The 26,687-nt window shown below is 43.9% G+C and carries 22 protein-coding genes, 1 pseudogene and 1 riboswitch; of the genes and pseudogenes, 13 read left to right on the plus strand and 10 right to left on the minus strand.

Translation table 11 applies throughout. The annotated features are described in order from the left end of the window. Positions 1-473 precede the first annotated feature (473 nt). The 5 genes from AB4482_RS01380 (at position 474) to AB4482_RS01400 (ending at position 5,090) form a co-directional block, all read left to right on the plus strand. Positions 474-1,445, plus strand: a complete 972-nt coding sequence (locus AB4482_RS01380) for a tripartite tricarboxylate transporter substrate binding protein (protein WP_136974310.1) — start codon at positions 474-476, stop codon at positions 1,443-1,445. 242 nt (positions 1,446-1,687) lie between these two features. Continuing rightward, on the plus strand, positions 1,688-2,188 hold the full coding sequence (locus AB4482_RS01385) for a tripartite tricarboxylate transporter TctB family protein (RefSeq protein WP_004733594.1): 501 nt from the start codon (positions 1,688-1,690) through the stop codon (positions 2,186-2,188). 10 nt (positions 2,189-2,198) lie between these two features. After that, complete coding sequence (locus tag AB4482_RS01390) at positions 2,199-3,719, plus strand: tripartite tricarboxylate transporter permease (protein ID WP_012603793.1); 1,521 nt, start codon at positions 2,199-2,201, stop codon at positions 3,717-3,719. Between the two features lie 195 nt (positions 3,720-3,914). Next, positions 3,915-4,673 (plus strand): sulfite exporter TauE/SafE family protein, encoded by a 759-nt coding sequence (locus AB4482_RS01395; RefSeq protein WP_372106582.1) that lies wholly within the window; start codon positions 3,915-3,917, stop codon positions 4,671-4,673. A gap of 225 nt (positions 4,674-4,898) precedes the next feature. Beyond that, on the plus strand, positions 4,899-5,090 hold the full coding sequence (locus AB4482_RS01400) for a hypothetical protein (RefSeq protein ID WP_123283324.1): 192 nt from the start codon (positions 4,899-4,901) through the stop codon (positions 5,088-5,090). A 133-nt stretch (positions 5,091-5,223) separates the two neighbouring features. Here AB4482_RS01400 and AB4482_RS01405 read toward each other — a convergent pair whose 3' ends face one another. Beyond that, a complete protein-coding gene (locus tag AB4482_RS01405; RefSeq protein ID WP_010438513.1) occupies positions 5,224-5,637 on the minus strand; it encodes a VF530 family DNA-binding protein in 414 nt (137 codons plus the stop codon). Positions 5,638-6,065: 428 nt separating this feature from the next. On the opposite strand from AB4482_RS01405, the pseudogene AB4482_RS01410 reads away from it, so the two are divergent. After that, a pseudogene (locus AB4482_RS01410) lies at positions 6,066-7,226 on the plus strand (HD-GYP domain-containing protein). Between the two features lie 132 nt (positions 7,227-7,358). On the opposite strand, the gene gnd reads toward AB4482_RS01410, so the two are convergent. The 5 genes from gnd to AB4482_RS01435 form a co-directional block, all read right to left on the minus strand. Further along, positions 7,359-8,807, minus strand: a complete 1,449-nt coding sequence (gene gnd / locus AB4482_RS01415) for a decarboxylating NADP(+)-dependent phosphogluconate dehydrogenase (RefSeq protein WP_017059712.1) — start codon at positions 8,805-8,807, stop codon at positions 7,359-7,361. 28 nt (positions 8,808-8,835) lie between these two features. After that, positions 8,836-9,570: a 6-phosphogluconolactonase gene (gene pgl / locus AB4482_RS01420; RefSeq protein ID WP_372180440.1), complete on the minus strand. Its 735-nt coding sequence runs from the start codon at positions 9,568-9,570 to the stop codon at positions 8,836-8,838. Beyond that, positions 9,567-11,069, minus strand: a complete 1,503-nt coding sequence (zwf, locus tag AB4482_RS01425; protein WP_372180442.1) for a glucose-6-phosphate dehydrogenase — start codon at positions 11,067-11,069, stop codon at positions 9,567-9,569. The genes pgl and zwf overlap by 4 nt, the downstream gene beginning before the upstream one ends. A gap of 410 nt (positions 11,070-11,479) precedes the next feature. Next, complete coding sequence (locus tag AB4482_RS01430; protein ID WP_017063807.1) at positions 11,480-12,175, minus strand: response regulator; 696 nt, start codon at positions 12,173-12,175, stop codon at positions 11,480-11,482. A 69-nt stretch (positions 12,176-12,244) separates the two neighbouring features. Next, on the minus strand, positions 12,245-13,897 hold the full coding sequence (locus AB4482_RS01435; RefSeq protein WP_372180402.1) for an ATP-binding protein: 1,653 nt from the start codon (positions 13,895-13,897) through the stop codon (positions 12,245-12,247). A 617-nt stretch (positions 13,898-14,514) separates the two neighbouring features. Between AB4482_RS01435 and AB4482_RS01440 the strand changes: the two genes are divergently transcribed. The 6 genes from AB4482_RS01440 (at position 14,515) to AB4482_RS01465 (ending at position 21,952) form a co-directional block, all read left to right on the plus strand. Continuing rightward, the gene (locus AB4482_RS01440; RefSeq protein WP_009846577.1) at positions 14,515-14,742 is read left to right on the plus strand and encodes a hypothetical protein; all 228 of its coding nucleotides are present in this window, start codon (positions 14,515-14,517) and stop codon (positions 14,740-14,742) included. A 215-nt stretch (positions 14,743-14,957) separates the two neighbouring features. Beyond that, complete coding sequence (locus AB4482_RS01445; RefSeq protein WP_017059718.1) at positions 14,958-16,394, plus strand: TolC family protein; 1,437 nt, start codon at positions 14,958-14,960, stop codon at positions 16,392-16,394. A gap of 3 nt (positions 16,395-16,397) precedes the next feature. Then, complete coding sequence (locus tag AB4482_RS01450; protein ID WP_372180404.1) at positions 16,398-17,372, plus strand: HlyD family secretion protein; 975 nt, start codon at positions 16,398-16,400, stop codon at positions 17,370-17,372. 7 nt (positions 17,373-17,379) lie between these two features. Continuing rightward, positions 17,380-18,681 carry an ABC transporter permease gene (locus tag AB4482_RS01455; protein ID WP_017066268.1) on the plus strand — a complete coding sequence of 434 codons (1,302 nt, stop codon included), beginning with the start codon at positions 17,380-17,382 and terminating at the stop codon, positions 18,679-18,681. Continuing rightward, complete coding sequence (locus AB4482_RS01460) at positions 18,678-19,850, plus strand: ABC transporter permease (protein ID WP_372180406.1); 1,173 nt, start codon at positions 18,678-18,680, stop codon at positions 19,848-19,850. Before AB4482_RS01455 ends, AB4482_RS01460 begins: the two co-directional genes overlap by 4 nt. Positions 19,851-20,410: 560 nt before the next feature. Beyond that, on the plus strand, positions 20,411-21,952 hold the full coding sequence (locus tag AB4482_RS01465; RefSeq protein WP_017059723.1) for a sodium:alanine symporter family protein: 1,542 nt from the start codon (positions 20,411-20,413) through the stop codon (positions 21,950-21,952). 148 nt (positions 21,953-22,100) lie between these two features. Here AB4482_RS01465 and AB4482_RS01470 read toward each other — a convergent pair whose 3' ends face one another. Both AB4482_RS01470 and AB4482_RS01475 read right to left on the minus strand, forming a co-directional pair. After that, entirely contained in the window at positions 22,101-22,328 is a 228-nt protein-coding gene (locus AB4482_RS01470) for a hypothetical protein (RefSeq protein ID WP_065584878.1), read from the minus strand. 322 nt (positions 22,329-22,650) lie between these two features. After that, a complete protein-coding gene (locus AB4482_RS01475; protein ID WP_017059725.1) occupies positions 22,651-23,385 on the minus strand; it encodes a chromosome segregation ATPase in 735 nt (244 codons plus the stop codon). A gap of 486 nt (positions 23,386-23,871) precedes the next feature. Further along, positions 23,872-23,999, plus strand: a riboswitch (glycine riboswitch). Positions 24,000-24,086: 87 nt separating this feature from the next. Here AB4482_RS01475 and AB4482_RS01480 point away from each other — a divergent pair. After that, a complete protein-coding gene (locus AB4482_RS01480; protein ID WP_372180408.1) occupies positions 24,087-25,376 on the plus strand; it encodes a DUF6538 domain-containing protein in 1,290 nt (429 codons plus the stop codon). 55 nt (positions 25,377-25,431) lie between these two features. On the opposite strand, the gene AB4482_RS01485 is transcribed toward AB4482_RS01480, so the two are convergent. Then, a complete protein-coding gene (locus tag AB4482_RS01485) occupies positions 25,432-26,328 on the minus strand; it encodes a hypothetical protein (RefSeq protein WP_372180409.1) in 897 nt (298 codons plus the stop codon). Next, the gene (locus AB4482_RS01490; RefSeq protein WP_102290564.1) at positions 26,273-26,686 is read right to left on the minus strand and encodes a hypothetical protein; all 414 of its coding nucleotides are present in this window, start codon (positions 26,684-26,686) and stop codon (positions 26,273-26,275) included. Before AB4482_RS01490 ends, AB4482_RS01485 begins: the two co-directional genes overlap by 56 nt. Position 26,687: the final 1 nt, after the last annotated feature.

The raw sequence follows: 26,687 nt of genomic DNA on the forward strand, positions 1-26,687 counted from the left end.
CGTATTAACCACTTCCGCTGCTTCATCGTATAACGCGCCTTAAATGGATTCACATTACATTCATCATATTGACTCCCTAGCACTCACCCGATTTTGTGGTTATCAGGAGGAACATCCTCTCACGATTTTGCTCCCGCTCAGCCCAACGACCAAGCTTCGTTACGTTGTCAGAGCCGCTGCTTTATTCAGGCTCTTAGGGTCATCTGGTGATACAGATGGTTCACTCTGCGTGGTGAACAACGCTTCATACGACTTCAGGTCGCACGGACAAAAACACGTTACCGTGAACTTTATGAACAATATTAATCCAATGTTCTTTATTCTCAATATCGCCGCATTACAGACATTTCATTAACACACCGTTAACTTTAGCTTCATCTGCTAAGCAATATCCTACTCATCTGTTTAGTAGCTGGAAATAAAACATAAGTTTCTCTCCATTGAAGAGATCCCCTACATAAGGAACGTGAACCATGTTCAAGGCACTGAAACCTACTCTTGCGGCTTCTATTATCGCAGCAACCTTTTCTTTCAACACTTTTGCTGCTGACGTAGAAAAAATCCACTTCCTAATCCCTGGCGGCGCTGGTGGCGGTTGGGATATGACGGCTCGTGGTACGGGTGATGTATTGGTGAAATCAGACATCGTAGAAAATGTCTCTTTCCAAAACCTTTCTGGTGGCGGCGGCGGTAAAGCGATTGCTCACCTAATCGAAACAGCACAACGCCAAGAAGACACGCTAATGGTGAACTCAACGCCTATCGTTGTTCGTTCACTAACAGGTATCTTCCCTCAATCTTTCCGTGACCTAACTCCGGTAGCAGCAACCATTGCCGATTACGGCGCAATCGTCGCTCCTGCGGATTCTAAGTACGACACTTGGGAAGACGTCGTTAAAGAGTTCGAAACTAACCCACGTAAAGTTAAGATTGCTGGCGGTTCCGCTCGTGGCAGCATGGATCACCTTGTGGTTGCGGCAGCGTTCAAAGGCGAAGGTTTTGATGCGAAGAAAGTGCGTTACATTGCCTACGATGCTGGCGGTAAAGCGATGGCGGCACTGCTTTCTGGCGAAACACAGCTGCTTTCAACGGGCCTTGGTGAAGTACTAGAGATGTCTAAGTCTGGCCAAGTAAAAGTGCTTGCTGTGACGGCTCCAAAGCGTCTTGACGCTGCGCCTAACATCCCAACACTGACTGAATACGGCAACGAGACAGTATTTGCTAACTGGCGTGGTTTCTTTGCGGCACCGGGTACAAGCCAAGCAAAAATCGACGAGTGGAACGAAGCTCTTGGCAAAATGTACAAAACCGATGAGTGGCAAGTGGTTCGTGACCGTAACGGTTGGATCGACAACTACAAAGCTGACAAAGATTTTTACGCCTTCCTAGAAGACCAAGAAAAACAGATGGGCGATCTAATGCGTGAGCTTGGTTTCTTGAAGTAACCAACAACCAGAGAGGGTCTTTGTGCCCTCTTACTCTTTCCTGTTTCGCCGTACATGAGTTAACTAAAACTCCTTTGTTTATTCGTAGTGTATTGCTAAAGCTTGCTGATTCGTTGTAGAGGCAAGTGGCTTAACCAAGTCATGTAATTCGCTCACCTTTGGTTAGTGATCCCAGACATTCTTCATTAACTCGCTCATGTGCGGCTTTTTTACTTTTTATACCACCCCAAATGGAGTTGGATATGTCGGACTTACCAACCAAATTTCTGAGTAAGGAATCTTTGCTTTCGAAGGATCGCATCGGAGCCATGCTCTTTATGCTTGCATGTTTATGCTATGGCTACCAAACCACGCTGATTCCTTTGTTCCCCGGTGACGAGTACGAACCCTTCACAGCAAGAACCTTACCTATCCTGCTAACGTTTATCGGCATTGGCCTTTCGTTGATCCTGCTTATAACCGGACAGCCGGATAAAAAAGTTACATGCGACACTACGCCGCTGAACTGGAAACTGCTTATTGGCTTCTTGGTGTTAATGGCTCTGTACGGTGTTGGACTGACTTATCTTGGCTTTGTTTTAGCAACCAGCTTCTTCTTACTTGCAGGCTTTTACCTACTGGGTGAGCGCCGCAAAGCTGTCTTATTTGGCGCGTCGTTTCCTTTCGTTATCGCGTTCTTTCTTTTATTAACTCAAGGCTTAGATATCTACCTAGAGCCTGGTTTAATCTTCACTCTTTGGTAGGGATAACATTATGTTAGACGGAATTTTACAAGGACTTTCTACCGCCGTGATGCCAATGAACATCATGATGGTAATTGTTGGCTGTTTTGTTGGTACCTTTATTGGAATGCTACCGGGACTCGGTCCAATTTCAGCAATCGCGTTGATGATCCCGATTACATACGGCCTAGATCCTTCTTCTGGCCTAATCTTGATGGCTGGTGTGTACTACGGCGCTGTATTTGGTGGCTCGACGTCATCCATCTTAATCAATGCTCCGGGTTGTTCTTCAACGGTAGTAACCGCGTTTGACGGCTACCCGATGGCTCAAAAAGGCCAAGCAGGTAAAGCACTTGCTCTCGCGGCTTACTCTTCTTTCACAGGCGGTACGCTTTCAGCAATCATGCTTTTGATTGCCGCACCGGCTCTAGCAAGCGTGTCACTGAGCTTCCAGTCTTCAGACTACTTTGCGTTGATGCTATTAGGTTTGTCCGCTGTAGCGGCGTTTGCAGGCCCAGGTCAGGTAATCAAAGCGTGGATGATGACTATTCTTGGTTTGATGCTATCAACTGTAGGTATCGACAAAGGTGTTGGCGTTGAACGGTTCACTTTTGGCCTTACGGATCTGATGGATGGCTTTAGCTTCCTATTATTAGCGATGGCAACATTCGCACTGGGTGAAACCTTGATGGGTATTCTAAAACCAGAGCAAGACACCAGCGCGGAAGAAAGCCAAAAGATGTCGGATATTGGTAGCATGAAGGTCACCAAAGAAGAGTTCAAAGAAGTGGCACCAGTTTCAATTCGATCTTCTATTCTCGGTTTCTTTACCGGTGTTCTACCGGGCGCAGGTGCCACTATTGCGGCATTCCTAAGCTACGGTATGGAGCGTAGCCTCGCGCCAAAAGACAAGCAGAAAGAGTTCGGTAAAGGCAGTATCCGTGGTCTTGTTGCTCCTGAATCAGCAAACAACGCCGCTTCAAGTGGTTCATTCGTTCCGCTACTAACGCTGGGTATTCCGGGCTCTGGTACAACTGCGATTATGCTTGGTGCATTGATTGCCTACGGTATTCAGCCTGGTCCTCGCTTGTTCGTTGAACACCCAGACGTATTTTGGTCGGTGATTATCTCGATGTACTTTGGCAACATCGTGCTGGTTATCTTAAACCTACCGTTGATCCCATATATCTCTAAACTGCTAGCGGTACCTAGAACGGTTCTACTGCCAATGATTATCTTCTTCTCAATCACTGGCGTGTACTTGGTGTCATTCAACACGATGGACGTATTTGTGATGCTACTGGTAGCGATGGCTGCGATAGCATTAAGGCTAGCCAACTTCCCATTGGCACCATTACTGTTAGGCTTCATATTGGGCGGCTTGATGGAAGAGAACTTAAGACGAGCATTGATGATCAGCGATGGTGAGTTGAACTTCTTATGGGAACGCCCTATCACTATGACCTTCACTATTTTAGCGGTATTGGTTCTATCTAGTCCTATTCTGGTTAAGCTGTTCAAGAGCTTTAGAGCAAAGCCTGTTGAAGTATAAACTTGGCTTAGCCTAGAAAACAAAACGAAATAAAGGGAGCCTCAGGCTCCTTTTTTCGTACCAGCTATTTCAAAAAACCACAGCTCTAAGGTGGTAGCAAACTCACAAACCTATCTTTACAACACACATGGCGCTGATATTCATAACAAATTCAAGTAAGGTAACCAGTTAGTTAACGTATTGGATTCTAAAACTATGGATTGGTTGATTCTATTCTTATCAGGGGTGGTTGGCGGTGTGCTTAACTCCATTGCGGGTGGCGGCAGCTTCATCACTTTCCCTGCTTTGTTATTTGCTGGCGTTCCACCAATAGCAGCCAACGCGACCAATACCTTTGCTTCGTGTGCTGGATACATTAGCGGAGCCTACGCTCTGCGCCACGAAATTCAATCTGGAACTAAGCAGCTAAAACTGACTATAGCTTTATGTGTGATTGGCGGTGGTATCGGGGCATTTTTACTGCTGCACACACCAGAAGCTCTGTTCACTCAATCTGTCCCTTGGCTGTTGCTGTATGCTGCTCTGCTTTTCACGTTTGGCGGCACGCTCAATAAATGGCTTAAACAAGCTACAGCAAAACATAAGCACGCCACTAGCGCAGGCGCATTCTTTTCCGCTTTATTACTTTTGATTGTCTGTATCTACGGTGGGTATTTTAATGCAGGTTTGGGCATTGTGACATTGAGCTATTTGGCGCTGGCTGGTTACACCAACATCAACGTGATGAATGGCATCAAACTGCTCGTGTCCGCGTGTGCTTCCCTCGCAGCGATCGTATTTTTTATCGTCAATGGTTCGATTGATTGGCCGTCTGGCATGGCTGTATTATTGGGTACATTGGTTGGTGGTTATTATTCAGCAAAAATCTCTCGCCGCATCCCTCAACACTATGTTCGAACCACAGTGATCATCGCGAGCTTTTTGATCACCGCTTACTTTTTCTATGCTAATTAGACGTTCGGTCAATAAGGCTTGCAACTGGAAAGATAAAGCCAAAAGACTCCACCCTGCTCATACCGATTTGGCTATTTTATTGCTTATAAAATAGCCAAGCCAAAATGTGTGAGACGAGTCCTTCAATTAGCAAATTTGATAACAATTTAGACTGTTTTTTAGCCTTTATTTTGCCAAAGGTGGGATAATTCTCCTGTCGAAAGTGAGACTTCATTAGGAGGCGTTATGAACACTAAACTCGGTCATGTCATGTCATCAAGTCGACTCATTTGCTTTGTCGCTTTTCTTGCTGCCACATTCGCGTGGATCCTAAAAATGCCCGCTCTGTTTTCTGTGTCAGCGCTATTCTTACTTATCAGTGCAATCGTTTATGTCACCGATCTTTGGAAGAATCAAAGAAAGAACCGCGAAGCTTAGCCATTTACGGTTTAAATCGAACGAATTAAAAAAGGAGCTCATAGGCTCCTTTTGTGTTTTTCGCTTATCTAATTAGCCGTGCTAATCGCCGACGCCTTATTTAGCGACGGTTCTTTCTAGCGACGTCTTCTTGTTAACGACGGAAATTACGACCGTTACCGCCACGGCGCTCTTTAAATGCAGACGCAGCTTTAGCTTGAGAGGCATGGATAGACTCAACCGTTAGTTCCATCGGCTCACGAGGCTCTAGCCCATGGCGGAATGTACGTGAACGCGGAGGCATCTGGTATTCGATGTCCGATGCTTTAGGCATGCGCTTGAAACGGTAAAGGTAGAAGTTTTCAACCTTCTCACGAGCCCATTCGGTTTTCTTCAGGTATTTAACTGCGCTTGCCACTGTAGGCTTAGTGTTAAAGCAGTTCATACGCATTGCCGCATCTAAAATTTCCCAACCATAATGATCCACTAATTCAGTGATCATGGTTTCAAGCTTTAAGCCGTGTAGCGGGTTATTTTGTTGCAGTTCGATTCTTTCTTCTTCAGTCATAACATTACCTTTTTCAAGGCAACTAAAGGCCTTGAATTTACTCTAGAACACCGTCATCACTGACCATTTCTAGCTCAATCACTTGGGCATTACATCCATTGCCCTTATTTATGCCTTTATGATGGCATAAAGCATACTCGTTATCCTATTTATCTTTGAAATTAATTTCGAATTGGTCACTTAACACCCTACCTTAGCTCGCTATACGGACTAAGACATTCTGTGAACAAAATTTCCCCTTAAAGATTATGAGACTGGTTTAACTTAACAAAACCTACGGTAACTGTATGCAAAAGCCATATATTTAGTGATGACATTAAAGTTTTTCAGTACGCAGTATTACATTTTAATAACACAGTGCTATGGTTTTATTGAATATCGAAACGGTAAAAAACCCGATTAAACAGTGGCATAATTATAATTAAAGGTTGGCTTGCCACATGTTTGACTACTCCCATTTCAGTAGAGCAGCGGCCCAAGACAAAGACATCGTCGCCATAGTCGATGCTCTCTTCCAGCTAGCTCGTGAACACTACCCCATATTATCTCGGCTATCCGTGGTGCTGTGCAGTGAAAATAAAGCATCGAATTATTTTGTATCGGATTCACTGTGCCAAAACGCCAAGCATCATTACATCGAACAGGAGATCAAACCCAACTCTGCGTTGAGTCGTCTGGCTGAATCATTGGAAACAAGAATTGTTGATGACCTCTCTTTGATGAATCCGACTAAACAAATCTCTCATCTACTCGAGCTTGGTCACCAAAGTAGCTATACCACTCCAATCCACTACCAAGAGAGTAACCTTGGGTTCGTTTTCATCAACGCCTCATGCACTGACTTTTTTGCTAAGCAGACAATACAAAGCGACATCGCCTAACTCACCCAAGCGATTTCGAACCTGTTTGTGCAACTCTTCGAACGCCAGAGACATTTTCAGTCCTCATTAGCCATCGCCCTAAACATGAGGCACGCACGCGATCCTGAAACCAAAGAGCATCTGATTCGCATGGGAAAATACAGCGAACAGCTCGCACGTACGCTTTCGCACAGTAACAATGAGATTACCCACCAATTCGTTCACCGCATTCGCTTGTATGCCCCGTTTCACGACATAGGGAAGTACCGAATCCCAGACAAAGTGCTCTTCAGTACTGAGCGTTTTTCGGAAGAAGAAAGAAACATCATGAACAATCACACGATATATGGCGAAGAGATGATTGATGACGTGGTTGCCCTTTCCCACCACAGCTCAATGTGTAGCGAAGAAGTTCAGTTCATCCAGAATATTGTACGTCACCATCATGAACGGTTTGATGGCTCAGGGTTGCCAGATGCGCTCGTTGGAGAAGCGATTCCACTGGAGGCAAGAATTGTAACGCTAGCGGATGTGTTCGATGCTTTACTGAGTAAACGAGCTTACAAACACGCATGGTCAGCATCTAAGGTAATGGACTACATTGAAGCGCATACAGGGTTGATGTTTGATCCAGAGTGCGTCTCTGCGCTGAAGCAAAACCTTGATTACTTCATGTCGATACGAGAGCAATACAGTGATATGCAAAGTCCACAAGCTGCACTCGCTTAACGGGTTGTATTAAATTTGCTGTCTGTGACTCTCTTGCAGAACCAACAAAAAAGGATGCCAGTTGGCATCCTTTTGTTTTCTAGTTTACAGCTAATAAGAACAACAAGGTTCTTAACTGATTCTAACTAACGATTATACGTCGTAAGTTGTAGAAGCAGTATCGCCGCCTGTACCAGTCCAGTTTGTGTGGAAGAATTCACCACGTGGACGGTCAGTACGCTCGTAAGTGTGAGCACCGAAGTAGTCACGTTGAGCTTGAAGCAGGTTCGCTGGTAGACGTGCAGTTGTGTAACCGTCTAGGAAAGATAGCGCAGAAATCGTACATGGCATTGGGATACCAGACTCTAGAGATTTCGCAGCTACTTTACGCCATGCCACTAGGCTGCCTTGTAGGATGTTTTTGAAGTACTCGTCAGAACCTAGGAACGCGATGTCTGGGTTTGCTTCGTACGCATCACGGATGTTGCCTAGGAATGCAGAACGGATGATACAACCACCACGCCACATTAGCGCTACGTTACCGTAGTTTAGGTCCCAGCCGTTTTCGTTCGACGCTTCACGCATTAGCATGAAACCTTGAGCGTAAGAGATGATCTTAGAAGCTAGTAGAGCTTGACGTAGTGCATCAACCCACTCTTGCTTGTCACCTTCAACTGGAGTGATTGTCTTCTCAAACAAAGCTTCAGCTTCAACACGTTGGTCTTTAAGAGCAGACAGGCAACGAGAGAATACAGACTCAGAGATTAGAGTCAGTGGGATACCTAGGTCTAGTGCATTGATACCCGTCCACTTACCTGTACCTTTTTGGCCTGCAGTGTCTAGGATCTTCTCAACTAGCGCTTCACCGTCTTCATCTTTGTAGCCAAGGATGTCAGCAGTGATTTCAACTAGGTAGCTGTCTAGCTCAGTCTTGTTCCAGTCAGCGAATACTGCTTGCATCTCGTCAGCAGACATACCTAGGCCATCTTTCATGAACTGGTATGCTTCAGTAATAAGTTGCATGTCACCGTATTCGATGCCGTTGTGTACCATCTTAACGAAGTGACCAGCACCGTCGTTACCAACCCAGTCACAACAAGGCTCACCAGCGTCAGTTTTTGCAGAGATACCTTGGAAGATTGGCTTAACCGCTTCCCAAGCTTCAGCCGCGCCGCCTGGCATGATTGAAGGACCGAAACGAGCACCTTCTTCACCACCAGATACACCAGTACCGATGAAGTGGATGCCTTTCTCACGACAATGCGCTACACGACGGTTAGTGTCTGGGTAGTTAGTGTTACCACCATCAATGATGATGTCGCCTTCGTCTAGAAGTGGGATTAGGTTTTCGATGAACGTGTCTACAACGTCACCAGCACGAACCATAAGCATCACTTTACGTGGCGCTTCTAGCTTCTCAACTAGCTCTTCTAGAGAGTAAGCACCAACAATGTTAGTACCTTTCGCTGGGCCTTCTAGGAACTCGTCTACTTTAGCAGCAGTACGGTTATGAGCCACAACTTTGAAGCCGTGGTCGTTCATGTTTAGGATAAGGTTCTGACCCATTACTGCTAGGCCAATTACACCGATATCACCTTTCATTATTTTATCTCCTTGCGGCTATTCGCACTTATGCGATAGCACTTGCTGCATTTGAATCTAGGAACCACTCTGTTTCGCCAGTTTTAGACTGGATTTTCGCTGCCGGGTAAGGCAACTCTGAAGCAGGAGTTGTATGAATTTCTTTAACGATCTCAACTTTACCTGCACCCAGTACTAGGTAGCTGATTCGTTTTGCTGCTTCTAAAACTTTCGCTGTTTTAGAAACGCGGATTTGACCAGACTCAGGGTGAGAAGCTAATACAGATAGGTTCTCATCTTGGTAGTTGGTTGCGCCCGGGAATAGTGAAGCTGTGTGGCCGTCTGCGCCAACACCAAGCAGAATCCAATCGAAAACTGGCGTGCCGTTTTCTGTTGGGATTACGTCTGCCATCTCTTTTGCGAAACGCTCTGCTTCTGCTTTTGGTTCATCTTCACCACGGATGCGGTGGATGTTTTCAGCAGGAAGGTTTACTTGAGTAAACTCTTTTAGTTTTGAAAATAAGAGCGCGTTTGCTTCACCGAAATTGCTTTCAGCGTCGTCTGGTGCAACGCAACGTTCGTCGCCCCACCAGAAGTGAAGGTTATTCCATTGAATACCTTCGGCGTAAGGCGCCTCAGCTAAAAGCTTGAAAAGCATTTTTGGCGTGCTGCCACCAGACAGTGAAATGTGAACAGGTGTGCCCTGCTCGCTGTATGCTTTCATTTCATTTGCTAGGTTTTCAACAACCAGTTCAGGCGTTGCAAAGATCTTGTGATTGATCATAGTTCGCAGTAATCCGTGTCTGTTAAGTTTTTGCATGGGAAACGCCATGCGCGGCCATCACGTTGCAGAAGCTCATCGGCTTCCTGTGGGCCCCAAGTACCACAAGCATAGCCAAACAGTGCTTGAGGGTCTTGCTTGAAGTCTAAGATTGGTTGAACGTACTTCCAACATGCTTCTACCGCATCGGTACGTGCAAACAGAGTCGCATCACCGTTCAGTGCATCAAGAAGAAGACGCTCATAAGCCGTCAGCATCTGAGTTTCAGGCAAGTCAGAGTAAGAGAAGTTCATTTTCACTTCTTTTGCTTTGAAGCCTGCGCCTGGTTCTTTCAAACCAAAGCTCATCTGAATACCTTCATCCGGTTGGATGCGGATAATCAGCTTGTTCTCTGGTGCATCTTGACCAAATACTGGGTGTGGCGTGTTCTTAAAGTGAATCACGATTTCAGTCACACGTGTTGGTAAGCGTTTACCTGTACGTACGTAGAAAGGAACACCATTCCAACGCCAGTTATTGATGTGAGCTTTCAAGCCGATGTAAGTCTCGGTACGAGAATCATCCGCTACACCATGCTCTTCACGGTAACCTAGTAGGTGCTGACCACGAACATCTGATGCTGTGTACTGACCTAATACTAAGTCTTTACGCAGATCATCTTCTTCTAATGGTTTCAGACACTGCAGCACTTTAACCACTTCATCACGAATAGAATCAGCGTTAATTTGTGCAGGCGGCTCCATACCTACCATCGCTAGCACTTGTAGCAGGTGGTTTTGGAACATGTCGCGAACTGCGCCAGAACCGTCGTAGTATCCGCCACGCTCTTCAACGCCAAGGAACTCAGCACCTGTGATTTCAACGTATTCAATGAAGTTACGGTTCCACAGAGGTTCAAACATCGCGTTTGAGAAACGAAGCACTAGAAGGTTTTGAACCGTCTCTTTACCCAGGTAATGGTCGATACGGTAGATCTGGTGTTCTTGGAAGTGATGATGGATCTCTTCATCCAACGCTTGAGCTGATGCTAGATCGTAACCAAATGGCTTCTCGATGATCAGACGACGCCAGCCGTTCGATTCATCGTTAAGGCCATGCGCAGCAAGGTTTGCTGGAATCACACCGTATAGGCTTGGCGGGGTTGCCAAGTAGAACAGTGTGTTATGGTTTTCGAATTGGTAGTCTTGCTCAAGCTTGTCTAGACGTTGTGCTAAACGAGCGTAGTCGTCTGCATCTGAAGTGTTGATCGCTTGGTAATGCAGATGTTCAATGAATGCATTCAGCGTCTCAGGTTCAGTTTTTTCCATTTCCTGAAGAGACTTCTTCAGTTTCTCACGGTAAGACTCATCGCTGTACTCAGTACGGCTCACTCCAAGAATCGCAAAGGATTCTGGTAGTTGATTGCTAGCATACAGGTGGTATAGAGCAGGAATTAACTTGCGGTAAGTTAGATCTCCCGACGCACCAAAAATAACGATGCTGCTGTTTTCAGGTATTACCATCATCTTTCCTATAAAAACAAGGTTTTTAGTATTCGCCAAAGGTATCAGCGACATACGAAAATAGATAATAGGTCTTAACTATTACATCAATAGTAAGCACCTATTAAATTTGAGAATGCGTTTGGTAAACGAGGGTGAAAGCTATCACCTCTATTCGGGACAGTATTGTCTATGACTATTTGATTTACATCAACCACTGTGAAAGCAATCGATTAAATATTGACTCATTTCGAACAAATTCTAATCGATAGCTCCGTTCATTTGACCCGAGGGAGATGCAAATCGGCATTCTCAAACAGTGTAGTCAAGAAAGAACGGTATCTGGTCGGTGGAGTAAGCAATAGGAAAGGGAGAAAAAGGTAAAACCAGCTTATTCAACTGGCTTTATATTTATTTTGATGGTGTCGTGTTTATCTTTGCGCTTTGTTGTAGCAGCGCTCCGGACGACCTACGGTACCGTAATTTAAGTCCGCGACTAACTCACCAGTGGTAATCAAAAATTCTAAATAGCGTCTAGCGGTGGTTCGGCTAGCACCAATTCGTTCTCCGGCTTCATCGGCGGTAATATTAACGGCATCAGCTTGCTGAAAAATGGCTCTGATCTTATCCAACGTTACGCCATCAATGCCTTTGGGTAAGGTGGATACTTTTCCAGAGTCCGCTTTGGCATTGGCTTGCAGCATCTTATCAACCAAACCTTGATTCAAATCCGACACACTTTCAAACTCTTGCTGTTGAGATTGATACTTTTTCAGTGCCGCTTCCAAGCGAGGGAACATCACTGGTTTCAATAGATAATCGACCACTCCACCACGCATTGCTTGCTGCAGCGTATCCACATCTCGAGCAGCAGTAATCAAGATAACATCGCAGCCTTGATTGCTCCCTCTTACGTGATTAAGAATATCGAGCCCACAACCGTCCGGCAGATACACATCCAATAACACCAAATCCGGTTTTAAGATGTCCAGTTGCATCAGCGCTTCAGACTGTGTGGTGGCAATGCCGACCACGTCAAAGCCACCCATCTGTTCTAAATAACGATGGTGTAGCTCTGCAATCGCAATATCATCCTCAATGACCATGACTCTCGTGATTGCGTTCATTTATGTTCTTCCTTTAACCATGCTTTTTCCGTCACGATGATCTTCACAAGATCGCTTCGTGCTTAATTATTATTGTTCTTCTTTTGGCAGATAAACCGTCATTCGCGTGCCAAAATCGTGGTTGTCGACCATTTCAAGCTGCCCTTGATATCGGTCTGCCAACTGCTTTATCAGATACAAACCCACACCACGATTTTGCTTCGCTTTGCTCGATACGCCTTTTTCGGTAAGTGCTTTGGTTGCCAACTCTTTCGGCAAACCACACCCTTTGTCTTCTACTTCTACGATAATTTCATTACCAAAATCACTGATTGAAACTTCAATAACCCGACGCGCTGGCGCAATTTGCCCCTCTTGCTTAATCGCCGTCATGGTGGCGTCAAAGGCGTTATCAATCAGGTTGCCAAGAATTGTGACAACGTCATCCGCGTTTAACCAGCTAGGCAGAGCTTCAAGCCTTGAGCCTTCTTCAACTTTAAGCTCTAAACCAATTTCTCGCGCGCGCTCCGTCTTCCCAAGGAGCATACCTGCAATGAGCGGGTCTTTAACGGTTTCACGCAAGAACTCGATCAAGCTTTGATAGTGCGCGGTTTCTTGGCCAATCAGTTGCTGTACTGAATCCAACTCGCCCATCTGGATCAAGCCGCTAATGGTGTTGAGCTTGTTTTGATGCTCATGGGTTTGTGAACGCAGTAGATCTGCATATTCTTTGGTTTGTGAGAGCTGGTCTGTTAAATCGTTGATTTCATCGCGTAATCGGAAACTCGATACCGCCCCGACCACCTCACCAGCCACTATAATCGGGCTGCGGTTGGCAATAATTCGCTTATTGTTCAAATACAATTCAACATCGTGGTCAGTGTCGCCGGTTGATAGCAGTTGTTCTAAATCACTGCCTGGCAATACATCAGAAAGGCGCTGTTGGTTGAGTGCTTTATCCCTGTCTATCGATAAAATATCGCAGGCACTCTTATTAATTGAACGTAAAATGCCGTGCTTATCAATGCTCAGAATACCCTCTTTCACGGTACTCATGGTTACATCTAACTCAACATACAACCTGCCTATCTCTTCAGGCTCAAAGCCTAAAATAGCGCGTTGAAAACGGCGAGATACATAACTCGAAATCAAAGCGTTGACCGCAACCACCAGCAACGCCATCACAATCAAAAAAGCTAAATAAGGTTCGATTCGATCTTGTAAAGAATCCAGTAAGTAACCAACTGACACCACCCCAATAACGGTACCTTGAGTGTCTTTTACCGCGGATTTACCACGAACTGAAAAACCCAGCGATCCCTTGGCGGTCGACACATAAGACTCGCCCAATATCAATGCTTTTTGGTTATCGCCACCACGCATGGGTTTACCGAGCCTGTCATCGTAAGGGTGAATCAGGCGGATACCTTTATCATCTCCAACAACGATAAACGCCGCGCCAATGAGCTGGGTAAGGTTACGAAACTTAACTTGGGTTTCTTCAGACAAAACGTAGGGAACGCCATTAGGGTCCAACGTTCCATTTTCTTTAATAATGCTGGTGACAAGCGGCGATTCAGATAGAAATTCAGCAACACCTAACGCTTTCAAACCCATCTCTTGCTCTTGAGATTGTTTGATGTAGTAAAAACCAGCCGCTGCAAGAATCAAAAGTTCAACGAGGCCAGTGACCGTCATGATAATCAGTAACCTTTTACGGAAACTGATACTGCTCCATTTCATATTCCACCGTCCCTAGTGTTAGACGATCAATGTTAACACCAAGTTAATCGCATGACCTTTCTAGGGACGTGAATTTGTGACTGCTACTCAACTAAATAATTGAGCAGATTGTTAATTGATAACCCTTTACGTTGTTCATCTCGATTAATCGTTCATTTTTAGAACGGATTAGCTTAAAAACCAAAATAAACGAATAAATATTGAGCTAGATCACTAAGCTTTTAGGTGTTTTTTAGGTTGTTTAAAATAAATACAATTATAATGGTTGCATATGAAGAAGTTTATTGTTGCTAAGCCATAAGTCATGATTTTCAGACCGTGCTTTGAATCGAAATTTCGATTAACAAAATGGCAACAACCCTTCGCTCGCTGGACGTATCTATAACTAAAAGTTGCACGCTCGCCGTTACGAATGATGAACAAACGGATTAAGTATTCTCCCCTATTCATCCATCGCTAATTCACACTCGGCTAGCCAGACAACGAAGAGGTGACTGATAAAAGCATCACCCAATAATAAAACATTGATGAGCAGGAAGTATCGATCAGTGGCAACGTCCAATAGAAACAGGATAACAAACATAACGTATAAACATTGTTGAAAAGGAAACAAGGCAATGAAACGCGATAACTTTGGAATTTGTCTTACTAAGACTATGCTGTTCAAACATTTACAATCGACTTTTACTCACGTAAGAGCCTATGAGAAAGATGGCACCTCCCCTCTCGATCTCAAGGTATTGTTAGCATTCCCGCAAATGTCAGGTAGAGATTTATTACAAACAATGCAAGGTTCAAGACAATTGGTATGGCGCGCCGATCACCATTGTCCTAGCTTTAAATAAGCCACTTCATTTTGTAAAAACACTTCTATACTGAACTTAAAGAGCACGCTTATGCGTGCTTTTTAAGTTTCATTTATCTTTGATATTCACATCACTCAATCTTATTTACACTTGATTAACGAGTTATGAGAGTTTCTATTCATATGAGACAATCTATTCAAGACAAATGACTATCGCCCTGTTAACATTAGAGCTAATACTCTAATTGGTATTTAATGCAGATGACCAAACCAAAATTCCGATACCTTGCGATCGCCAGTATGCTTCTCGGCACTATGGCTTCGCCAGGCTATGCAGCTCCGCTCACTTTTTCTGAAGCGTGGCAAATTCTCCAAGAGAACAACAACTCTCTTGCGGCTCAACAAGCCAACGTTGAACGTTATCAACACCTTCAGAACTCAACAAGTAGCCTCAATCTTCCTTCTATTACCTTAGGGGCTAACTACACGCACCTTGATAGTGATGTGACGATTAATGGTGAACAGTTCGGTGACAGCTTAAGCGGCGTAAATCCAGCATTTGCTCCCTTCTTAGCTCAGTTAGGTGGCATCACCTCTACCATTACCGAACAAGACATCTTTAGCTCTTCCATTCGTGCTGTGTGGCCTATCTTCACTGGTGGTCGAATAACCGCTGCGCAAAATGCCGCTGAAGGTAAAAGCGAAGAAGCGCAAAGCCAACTGTTGATGGAGAAACAAGCTCGCTACGAAGACTTAAGTAAGTATTACTTCTCGGTGATCTTAGCGGAAGACGTGGTGAGAACGCGTCAAGCCGTTGAAGCAGGCTTAACTCAGCATCGTGATTTCGCCATCAAGCTTGAACAGCAAGGACAAATCGCCCGAGTAGAACGCCTACAAGCCGATGCTTCTTTAGATAAAGCGATTGTAGAGCGCACGAAAGCTCAGAACGATCTTAAAATTGCGCAATTGGCGTTGACCCAAATCCTTGGTCAAAATGAAAGTGTAGAACCCTCTGAACAACTGTTTATCAATAAGAACCTGCCTCATATGGACGTGTTCATTGACCAGACACTCATGACCTACCCCGGCCTTAAGATTCTTGATGCAAAAGAGAAACAAGCAAGCAGCTTAATTAAAGCCGAGAAAGGTAAATACTACCCAGAGGTTTACCTTTATGGTGATTACAGCCTGTATGAAGATGACTCTCTAGCCAGTGAAATGAAACCCGATTGGTTGGTTGGCATTGGTGTGAATGTGCCACTGCTTGATACCTCTGGCCGTTCCGACAAAGTCGCTGCGGCTCACAGTGCCGTATCACAGGTTCAATTCCTTAAGTCACAAGCTAAGCAAGACTTAACCGTGTTGGTACAAAAGACTTACCTTGAAGCAAACCAAGCCATTGAAGAGGTTCAAGGCCTAAACTCGAGCTTGTCTTTAGCTCAGGAAAACCTATTACTTCGTAAAAAAGCCTTCACACAAGGGTTATCTAACTCATTAGAAGTGGTTGATGCCGAGCTTTATCTTGCGAGCATTAAAACCCAGCAATCTGCTGCTCGCTTCAAATACCTAATCTCTCTCAACAAGCTGTTAGCGCTAACCAGCGAAATGAATGCTTACTCCAGTTACTTAACCTCCTCTGTTCCGTCTGATTTCGACTCAAAAACAGACACCGTTAGCCAGTCAAAAGGATAATTCATGAAACCTATTAAGCCCCTTCTTCTATCTTTAGTTTGTATCGGCGTTATTGGCTGGGTCGGATACAGTTTCTATCAAGCTTATCAACCTCAGCCGGTTAAGCTTCAAGGTCAAATCGATGTGCAGCAATACAGCATCTCATCGAAAGTACCTGGCAGAATTGATGAAATATTCGTGCGCAAAGGCGATTCGGTTGAAAAAGGCGAATTGATCTTCTCTCTACTAAGCCCTGAGATTGATGCGAAGCTAGAGCAAGCAAAAGCTGGTCAGAAAGCCGCTGGTGCATTAGCACAAGAAGCAGAGAATGGCGCGCGTACTCAACAGATCCAAGCGGCTAAAGACCAATGGTTGAAAGCCAAAGCAGCTGCCGATCTGATGGACAAAACCTACCAACGTGTAAACAACCTTTACAACGATGGTGTGGTTGCCGAGCAGAAGCGTGATGAAGCCAAAACACAGTGGCAAGCGGCGAAGTACACCGAAAGCGCTGCATTCCAAATGTATCAATTAGCGCAAGAAGGTGCGCGTGACGAAACCAAAGTGGCTGCCGCTCAAAAAGCGTTAATGGCAGCGGGTGCGGTAGCGGAAGTTGAAGCTTACGCAAAAGACACACAGATCCACAGCTGGTTTAATGGCGAAGTCTCTCAGGTTCTATTGAGCAGTGGAGAACTTGCACCACAAGGCTTCCCTGTTGTGACTGTTATCGACACCAAGGATGCTTGGGCTGTGCTCAATGTTCGTGAAGACATGCTTAAGCATTTCGAGAAAGGCAGCCAGTTTGAGGCGTACCTACCGGCTCTGGATAAATCATTAACTTTCCAAGTAACTCACATCGCCGTAATGGGTGATTTCGCAACTTGGCGCTCAACAGACGCAGCACAAGGCTTCGATTTACGTACTTTTGAAGTAGAAGCACACCCTGTCGATACGAGCGAAACACTGCGTATGGGCATGAGCCTAGTGGTTGAGCTTTAGGTGACTTATGTCTGCTAACTCTCAATATACTGGATCGCAATCTAGAGGCTCGCAATCAACTGAGCATCATAGAGCGAAGAATACCTTGCTTCGGCAGTGGGTGATTGTCCGCAAAGACAAATGGTTGTTGTCTTGCCTAACTTGGATTCCTTTGCTGCTTGCTGCCAGTATCTGGCTGATTTTTTCACAAGGGATCGCTCGTGACTTACCGGTCGCAGTTGTCGACCTTGAGCACAGTCAAATCTCGCAACAGTTCACACGCCTTGTTGATGCGTCACCAACGCTGCAAGTCACTCAGAAATACAGCTCTGCGAGTGATGCGGCGAAAGCGATGATCGAACGTGATATCTATGGTTATGTTGTGATACCAAGGCACTTCGACCGAGACCTTCTGCTCGGCTTGAATCCGCAAGTGTCTGTATTCTATAACAGCCAATTTATCTTAATCGGTAAGCTGGTGAACTCTGCCTTGCTGCAGGCTCAAGGGACTTTTAACGCGCAACTTGAAGTCGTGAAACAGCTGTCACACGGTGATACCACGGTGCAATCCGCATTAGGCCAAGCAGTAACGGTACAAAGCCAGATCACGCCGCTGTTCAACAAGAACACCAGTTATGCACAGTTCTTGGTGTCTGCGGTTATTCCTGCACTGTGGCAGATCATGATTGTGGTGGGCACGATATTGGTTTTGACGGCGAACGTTAGAGCTCGTGGGCTTCACGCTTGGTTATCCAACGCCCCTATGAAGTCACTCGCATCAACATTAACGCCCTACCTTGTCTTGTTTTTGATGTTTGGTATCGCGTTTAGTTTTTGGTTCTATGTGCTCTTAGACTGGCCATTTAACGGCAGCTTTGTGGCATTGACTATTGCCCAACTGCTAACCGTGATCAGTTGTATCATTATGGGTTGTTTGTTTTTCTTCTTAACACTTGATCCAGCAAGGGCGATGAGTTTCGCTGGCGCATTTACGGCACCAAGCTTTGCGTTCATGGGTATTACCTTTCCAGTAACAGACATGAATACAGCTGCTCAAATTTGGAGAAGCTTATTGCCCGTGAGTCATTACATCGAAGTACAAACGGCGCAGTCTAGTTATGGTGTGAGCGCAGCACAGTCTTTGATCAGCCTCTCTTCTATGTTGTGGTATGCAGTTCCTGCTTTCGTGGTAATGTTGCTAATTAAGAAACACTTGGCGCAATCAACTCTAACTGCACAAGCAGATCCATCTACAAAAGCAGCTATATCTGCAAAAACAACGCCGTCAACACAGCCAGAAGCATCAGCACAACAAGGAGTAAAACGATGAGCTTTACTCAACTGCTCAAGCAAGAACTCTTAGCGGTATTGCGCAACCCTGTCGTGCTTCTTACGGTATTTGGTGGTGTGGTCTTCTATTCCTTCTTGTATCCATTGCCTTACGCGAACCAAGTTCCTCAACAACTGAAAGCTTCGGTTGTGAACTTGGATAATAGTCAAAGCAGCTATCAATTAGAGCGTATGGTGGATGCCACCTCTCAGATCGAATTGGTCCGTCGAGACTCCACCATCGCCGATGCGAAACAAGCCGTGCTTAACCAAGAGATTGGCGGATTCCTTGTCATTCCAGAAGATTTCTATAAAGACTTGTTGCTCGGTAAGAGCCCGACACTTTCTTACGCTGGTGATGCTTCTTACTTTTTGGTCTACGGAACCATTGTTGAAGGGCTTGCCAAGGCCGGTGGTACGTTAGCTGCGCAAGTTAAGGTCAGCCATTTGTTAGTCGAAGGTGTGCCTTTAGAATCGGCAGCCAAAGGCTACAGTGCATTCAGCTTGAACCTGAAACCAACGTTTAATAGTCGCATGGGATACATCGATTACGTAGTTCCAGCCGTCTTTGTGTTGATCCTGCAACAAACCTTAGCCATGGCTTCTGGTTTAGTGGGTGCAACCCAAAACGCTCAATCGACATTTGGCTACTGGAGTAAGACCTCTCCAGCGAAACTGATGCTTGCCCGCTGTTGTACCTTAGTCGGCATTTATTACCTGTTGTCGATGTACTATTTCGGCGCTAGCTTTTCGATGTATGGGATAAACCAGCTCGCCTCAACAACACAGATCTTAACCTTACTTCTGCCCTTCTTACTGGCCAGTTGTTTGATCGGGATTTTTATTGGTGAGTTAGTGCCACGAAGAGAGCTAGTCGCGGTTGTAGTGTTAATCAGTTCAATGCCACTGATCTTCTCTTCAGGTTTTATCTGGCCAGTTGAAATGATGCCCGAATGGTTAGTTCTATTATCACAGCTGTTCCCAAGCACACCGGCTATCCAAGGTTTCTTAGCACTTGATCAGATGGGTGCATCTTGGCAAGAGGTGGCATCTCAATGGACATTACTCTGGGGACAAGTTTTGTTGTGGGGTTCGTTATTGGCACTTAAGCTCTACCACAAATCCAGCAAAAGCACGGTTGGCAATAGCAATAGTGATCGAGCCGTTTAGTTTTATGTGCTATCGGAAAGTAGTCATGCTTTCCGCTCATCAAAAAAGCTCTTATAAAGGGCTTTTTTAATATCCTAAGATCCGAATACACTTTCAGCCTTAGAATGTTTATACACCTCGAAAACATATCGAATACTCGAAATCCCCTACGCGCCCTCTATGTCCCTCCAGCCCATCACTCTGAATTCTCCTTCACCCGACTCTATAGCAGCTACTGCATATGCTTTTCTCAGCATAAAAAGCATCGACTTATTCCCAAATGATGACAAAACCCGAACAACTGTAAATTTATTGTAAAAATTTCTTTGTTGGCATTATTTTTATGTATAGGATTATCAGTAGGACTTGGTAGCCCGAATACCATAGTCTTATTGGTGCACATACCAAAAGGATATCCATACAAAGCAAGATCAGTACTTATATTTATTTCGTTTTTCGACCTAGCTACAGCCGTTTATGTTGCCGTCGAATGAAGTAGATAAACCACTGAGATATACAAATCAAATAGAAAACAAACACAACAGCAACAAACATAATTTATTAAAAAGACAGGGAAAACCATGAAAAACATACGTGAATTATTTTTTGGGTTTATATTATTGTTTAGTTCCAGTGCATTTGCAGAAGAAGGATCATTTAACCAAGCTATCAGCAACTTAAGTCAAAGTGTTGATGGTTTTTTCAACGAATACACAGGTTGGTTCGTTGGGCTGATATTTAAAAGTGTACCGATTGGTGAAGCTAACTTCCCAGTGATTGTTGGCTGGCTGTTGCTCGCTGCGATCATCTTCACTGTTTATTTTGGCTTTGTTCAATTTAAACGTGTCGGCATGGCGATAGACATTATCAAAGGTAAGTATACCGATCCTAACTCTAAAGAGGACGGCGAGGTTTCTCACTTTCAAGCGTTAACAACGGCGCTTTCTGGTACTGTCGGGCTTGGTAACATTGCCGGTGTAGGTGCTGCACTTGCGATTGGTGGCCCTGGCGCGACATTCTGGATGATCTTGTGTGGCCTTCTGGGTATGGCTTCTAAGTTCTGTGAGTGTACCTTAGGTGTGAAATACCGAACTATCCTACCTTCAGGTGTTGTTTCGGGTGGTCCAATGTACTACCTAAGCCAAGGTCTGGGTGAAAGAGGTTTAGGCGGACTAGGTAAAGTGCTCGCTATTGGTTTCGCATTAATGTGTATTTTAGGCGCATTAGGCGGCGGTAACATGTTCCAAGCTAACCAAGCACACGCCATGTTAACTTACGCATTTGATGTACCAAGTGAATACGGTGTGATAACTGGCCTTGTACTTGCCTCTTTAGTTTTCTCTGTGATTGTTGGTGGTATGCCTTCTATCGCATCGGTAACAGAAAAAGTTGTTCCTTGGATGGCTGCTCTGTATATCGGTATGGCTCTGATTGTTATCGGTTCTAACCTTGATCAAGTTGGCCCTGCGTTCAGCGCAATCTTTACAGGTGCATTTACTGGTGAAGGTGTTGTTGGTGGATTTATTGGTGCGCTAATTCAAGGCTTGAAACGTGCAACATTCTCGAACGAAGCAGGTGTAGGTTCAGCAGCTATCGCTCACTCAGCGGTTAAAACAAAAGAACCAATCACCGAAGGTCTAGTATCACTATTAGAACCGTTCGTTGATACGGTAATCATTTGTACAATGACCGCATTGGTTATCACTATCGCTGGTTTAAACGTAGGTCCATTCGATGGCTCTGGTTTAACGGGTGTAACGCTGACTGCTGCATCGTTTACTGAAACGGCAGAAGTATTCAAATACACACTCGCTCTCGCAGTAATCATGTTTGCGTTTTCTACCATGATCTCTTGGTCGTACTACGGTCTTAAAGCTTGGACTTACCTATTTGGTGAAGGCAAAACAACGGAGCTGATTTTCAAAGTGATGTTCTGTGTGTTTGTTGTTATTGGTGCCACGATTCAATTTGGTGCGGTAATCGACTTCTCTGATGCGGCTATCTTTGCGATGTCTATCTTCAACATTCTTGGTCTGTACTTCTTGATGCCAGTTGTGAAGAAAGAACTGCAATCGTTTGTTGCTCGTGTGAAATCAGGCGAAATCAAAACGTATGAGAAATAACGTTTAGTGGAATGAGGTTTTGCTCTACTCTAGTAGCTAACTGCATTCTAAGAAACGACACAGCTCTAAAAACGAAACTGTTCTAAAAATTTTTGTAAGACCCTTTGCTTGAGAAAGCGAGAACAGGACTGCAACTTATCCAAAATCCCTACCAGCTTGGCTTGTGGGGATTTTTTATGTCTGAACGATTAGGCGAATAACTACCTTCAATGCCCTGCTCACTCTTTTCACCCTTTTCACTCTGTTCATCATCGTGTTCAACATCGACACGACGAACCAACTCTTCTACTTTGATCATCTCTTTTTGCGCTAATGGCGAGCGACAATCATCGAAACAATAAGCTATGGTGCAGTTCTCACAAAGATACTCTGGCATCACTCCATCCCTTTTCGTCAAAGCAGCCAAATGCGAGCTAGCAATCGACTGCGTGTTCATCCTGAACAACACTATTATGCAGCGACTCTGAGCTGAAAATATGTATGCAAAGTCATTTAATAGACAACAAGTAACATATCATTGTGGATATACGTAACTATTCACAAAAATCTAAGCAAACAATGAAAACACGCAAATAATCAATAATGAGAAAGCACCGGATCTATGCTCTCGACAAACGCAAAACGCCCACATCACGTGTGTGATGTGGGCGTTTCAATATTTAGTGCAAAACTAACGTTAGGTTGGTAAAGCCTTCGGCTTATAGACCCATCTCTTCAGTGAGAGTTTTGATCTGTTTGAGGTCCATGGTGTGGACTTCAATCATTTGTCTTATATCACTCAGTCGAGAGTTAGCGTTATCTTGCTTCTCACACGCGTCAGATTTCGCATCCCATGATGTGCCATCTAAGTAAACATCACACGCTTTCTTAAGAGAACCAAGATTCTGCTCGAGTTGATCTCTTTCTTTCTCAAGTTTTTCAAGTTCTTGAGAAATCTGTAATTCTTTTCGGAAAACTTCACGCGCACGCTCAAACAAAGTCGATTGCATGTCAGCCTGACGATTAAGTTTCTGGTTGTCTTGCTGAGTTTGCTCTAACGTTTGCTTCTGTTCATTTAGCTGTTGCTCTAACGAGTAGTTCGCCTTCTCTAAAACCGAAGACTGCTTCGCTAATTCCTGGAGCTCTTTTTGATGCTCTTCCGTTTGTTTCACTAGAGCGGCTTCTACTTTCGCATCGATTTCGGTATCAACTTTTGCCACTTTAGTTTCAACGGATGTCATCAACTGTGCTCTGCTGTCATGCAGTTCTTGATAACGAGTTTCGAGTACCTGGTAAGTGGACTCCCACTTAGAAGCCGTAACTGTAGAACCAATTAAGCCACCCAGTGCTAAACCTATAACCGCAGCAATGCCGATATAGAGCTGACTGCGCTTATCGCGTTCTTCTATAACAACCACTTCATCTTGTTCGCTTTGTCCAGATTGCTGGTTCACTAGCGGGTACTCCCAAAAATTTATTTAACGTTACGCGGTCACTGACACGAATGCCAATACTGATTGTGAAGGCTCAGTTAAACCTATCGCTCAAGCCAGAAGCACTTAAGCTTTACTAACACATTCATCCCACCTGTTTACAGGCAGGCTTAACGAGTTAACTCCGAAATCATCAAGCTGGCAGTATACAAGAGGAAACTGCTAACGATAACTATCACTACCCATTTTTGCAGTTTTTCGTTTGTCCGGTAACGAAATAGTACAAATGCCAAAGCCAATAAAAAAACAATCGCTATTAGTCGAGTCATAACTCCTCCTTGTTTCTCTATTTTATACCATTTAAATAAGCAAGTTACGTCAGAGAGTCGTTGTTTGATCATTTAGTTGAACAACATTTGTGCAAACAGATATTTTGTAGCTGACATCACATTTTATATGATCTAGGATACGCCTACAGATTACCTAATTATTTAGGTAATTGTTCCGATGAAGACTGCAGGAGAGTGGTTTTTAACTAAACATTAACATTTAGTTAGATTGACCCGCCGAAGAAGTAAATCTTTCAGGTGCTTTATGCTGGAGAAATCCAGAAAAGTGAGGACTGTCGTTGGAGGAACCTCTGGAGCCATGTGACACTCCACATAACCCATTGATTATTAATCACTTTATTGAAATGCACTACAATAGTGAGCTACATTTCTATGAGACATCTTACCAAGCGCAATGACGTTTATTACTACCAAAGACGCATCCCTACCCACCTAATCAATCACTATGGTGGTCTGCAATCTATTAAATTCTCCCTTAAAACCCGAAGCCTCAGACACGCAACAGTTCTTGCTAGACAGCACTCTGCTAGTTATGACAAAGAGTTTTACCAATTAGACCTAAATCTTATTAATAAAGAATTAGAATCTGTATCATTACTCCCCTTTACTAAACCTCTTATAAAACAAGAAGATAAAGCTCCTACAGTCCCTTCAGGGACTTCTAAGCTGTCTGATTGTATTGACCTATACCTATCTACCAAAAAGCTTGATAACGTGGCTGAGAAGACACTAGGTCGCTATACAGCAAGACTCAAGCTTCTTCTTAACATACTGAAAGATAAAGATATTAACTCTTACACTAGAGATGATGCCTTATCATTCAAAAGCACCTTGGTACAACTCCCACCTAATATAAATAACAATCCCAAATACAAAGATAAATCGATTAAACAGATCATTGCTATGGGTGACACTCCCATAGGTGTACACACCGTAAATGATACATTCAAAGTTATATCTGGTTTCTTCGATTGGTTGGTGCTTAATGAGAAAGCTAAGAAGAATTCATTTACAAAGCTCAACGTTAAGAAAGACGTAAAAGCCAGTGAAGAACGTAAAGCATTCACCCGTAATGACCTAGCTAAAATCTTCAGGGTGGAAGCAATCAATAGGTCTAGTAAGGACGCTTGGCATTACTGGCTGCCTTATCTAGGTTTGTACACTGGTGCTCGTATCAATGAACTATGTCAGCTATACACTGACAATGTGAAGAAAGTTGATGGTATCTGGTGTCTAGATATTAATGCAGATAAACCAGACCAGAAGCTCAAGAGTAAGTCTTCATGGAGAGTGATCCCTTTACATCACAAATTAATTGAGCTTGGATTCATTGAGTACGTTCAAGGGCTATCCAATGGTTTAGTCTTCCCTACCCTCAAGTATCTTCCATCAGATGGTTATGGTAAGTATCCGTCTAAATGGTTCAGTATCCAAAGAGACAAGGCACTGAATAAGGAAGAAAGGAATAAGAAAACATTCCATTCATTTAGGCACACTGTAGCTAATGAATTTAAACAGATGGGGATTGAGTATTCACCAGCGTCTTACATACTCGGGCATTCGAACGAGACAATGACTTACGGCAGGTACGGGAAGGATTACAGTGTCAGCACATTGAAGCCGATAATTGATAGCTTAAATTTATCACTAGATGAGTTGTAGCTACAAAAGAAAAAGCCCCAGTAGGATTTAACTTACTGGGGCTAATATACGTTACTTATTCTTCAGGTTCAGAATCATCTGGGTCAACATCTCTAAACAATCGTTCTAGATATTCTAAACATTTCTCACTATCAAACTCGTCATCAGATTCTAAGTGCTCGAAGTACAAGTTAGTAAGATTATTCATAGCGTTATCTAATCTCTGCTTCTTACCTGAGTTACCGCTAGTATCACCAGGATTGAAGTAAAGATCTGCACAGAAATGCCTAACAGTTATCGGTGTACCACTAACAAGAGTATGCATTGAATCCAATGAGGTGTTACTCAGTCGATTAGTGGTAATGTCACCAAGAGCTTTTCCTAGGTCATCTCTAACTTCGGGGTTCTTTTTAGAAATATAAGAAGCTAACTTCTTTTTACTATTAAGAAACTTATCCCAATCAACAACAACCTTTTTACTGTTTGGTTTTTTCATGTAAACCAACAGACCGCCGTTCGTATCTCTGGTGGCGTATCGCGTTAACAGCTGTATCAGTCCCTCTAAAATCTTACTATTTGAGTAAGCTATTTTAGCTTCAGCAATCCATTTATGGTCGCCAAGTTGTACTGTTAAATCTACAGCACCGTTCTGTTTAGTTTGTTCAGAAGCACGATAACCAGCTTCTTCAAGCCTTCCTGCTATTACGCCTGTAATTGCGTCTTCGTCATGAGAAAAGTGTTTGTCTCTTGAACATTCTAGCTTAGCGAAAATATCATCAAGCTTTTTATAGAGAACGCCTAAAAATTCATCGTAGTCATCGGTATCTAAAGAGCGCCCAAACTGTTGAAGTTGTGCTCGACCTTCTTCAGTACTTTGCAGTAACGCGAACAATTGTTGGGGAGTCATATCCACTTTATCACTCACTAACCAAGTTGCAATAGAACCCAAGTCTTGATGGGTCAAAATGCTCAATTGGACGTCCTGTATCATCTGATACCGGTATAGTTCCAGCAGCTAAGCTTTCGATGAAACACTCTCTATCAATAGTAATATCAGTACCATCAAAATCGAAGTAGCAGAATGTAACTACCAAAAGTGGTTTAAGACCTAATGAAAAGTAATTTGCTACGTCTAGAGCTTCATTAACAGTCTTACACTTTGCAGCTGTAAACAACTTAGTTATTGGGTAGTACGTATGCTCTGGATTTTCAGAAACAAAACTTAAAAAGGTTCTGTATAGCTCGACATTAGAGGAATCCTCCTCTCTTAACCGTTCCGCTATACAGTCCAATCTAGCAGAATATTCTTCAATCCTACCTTCAATACTCATC

The organism is Vibrio sp. 10N.222.55.C7 (assembly GCF_041473335.1).
Lineage (GTDB): Bacteria > Pseudomonadota > Gammaproteobacteria > Enterobacterales > Vibrionaceae > Vibrio > Vibrio crassostreae_C.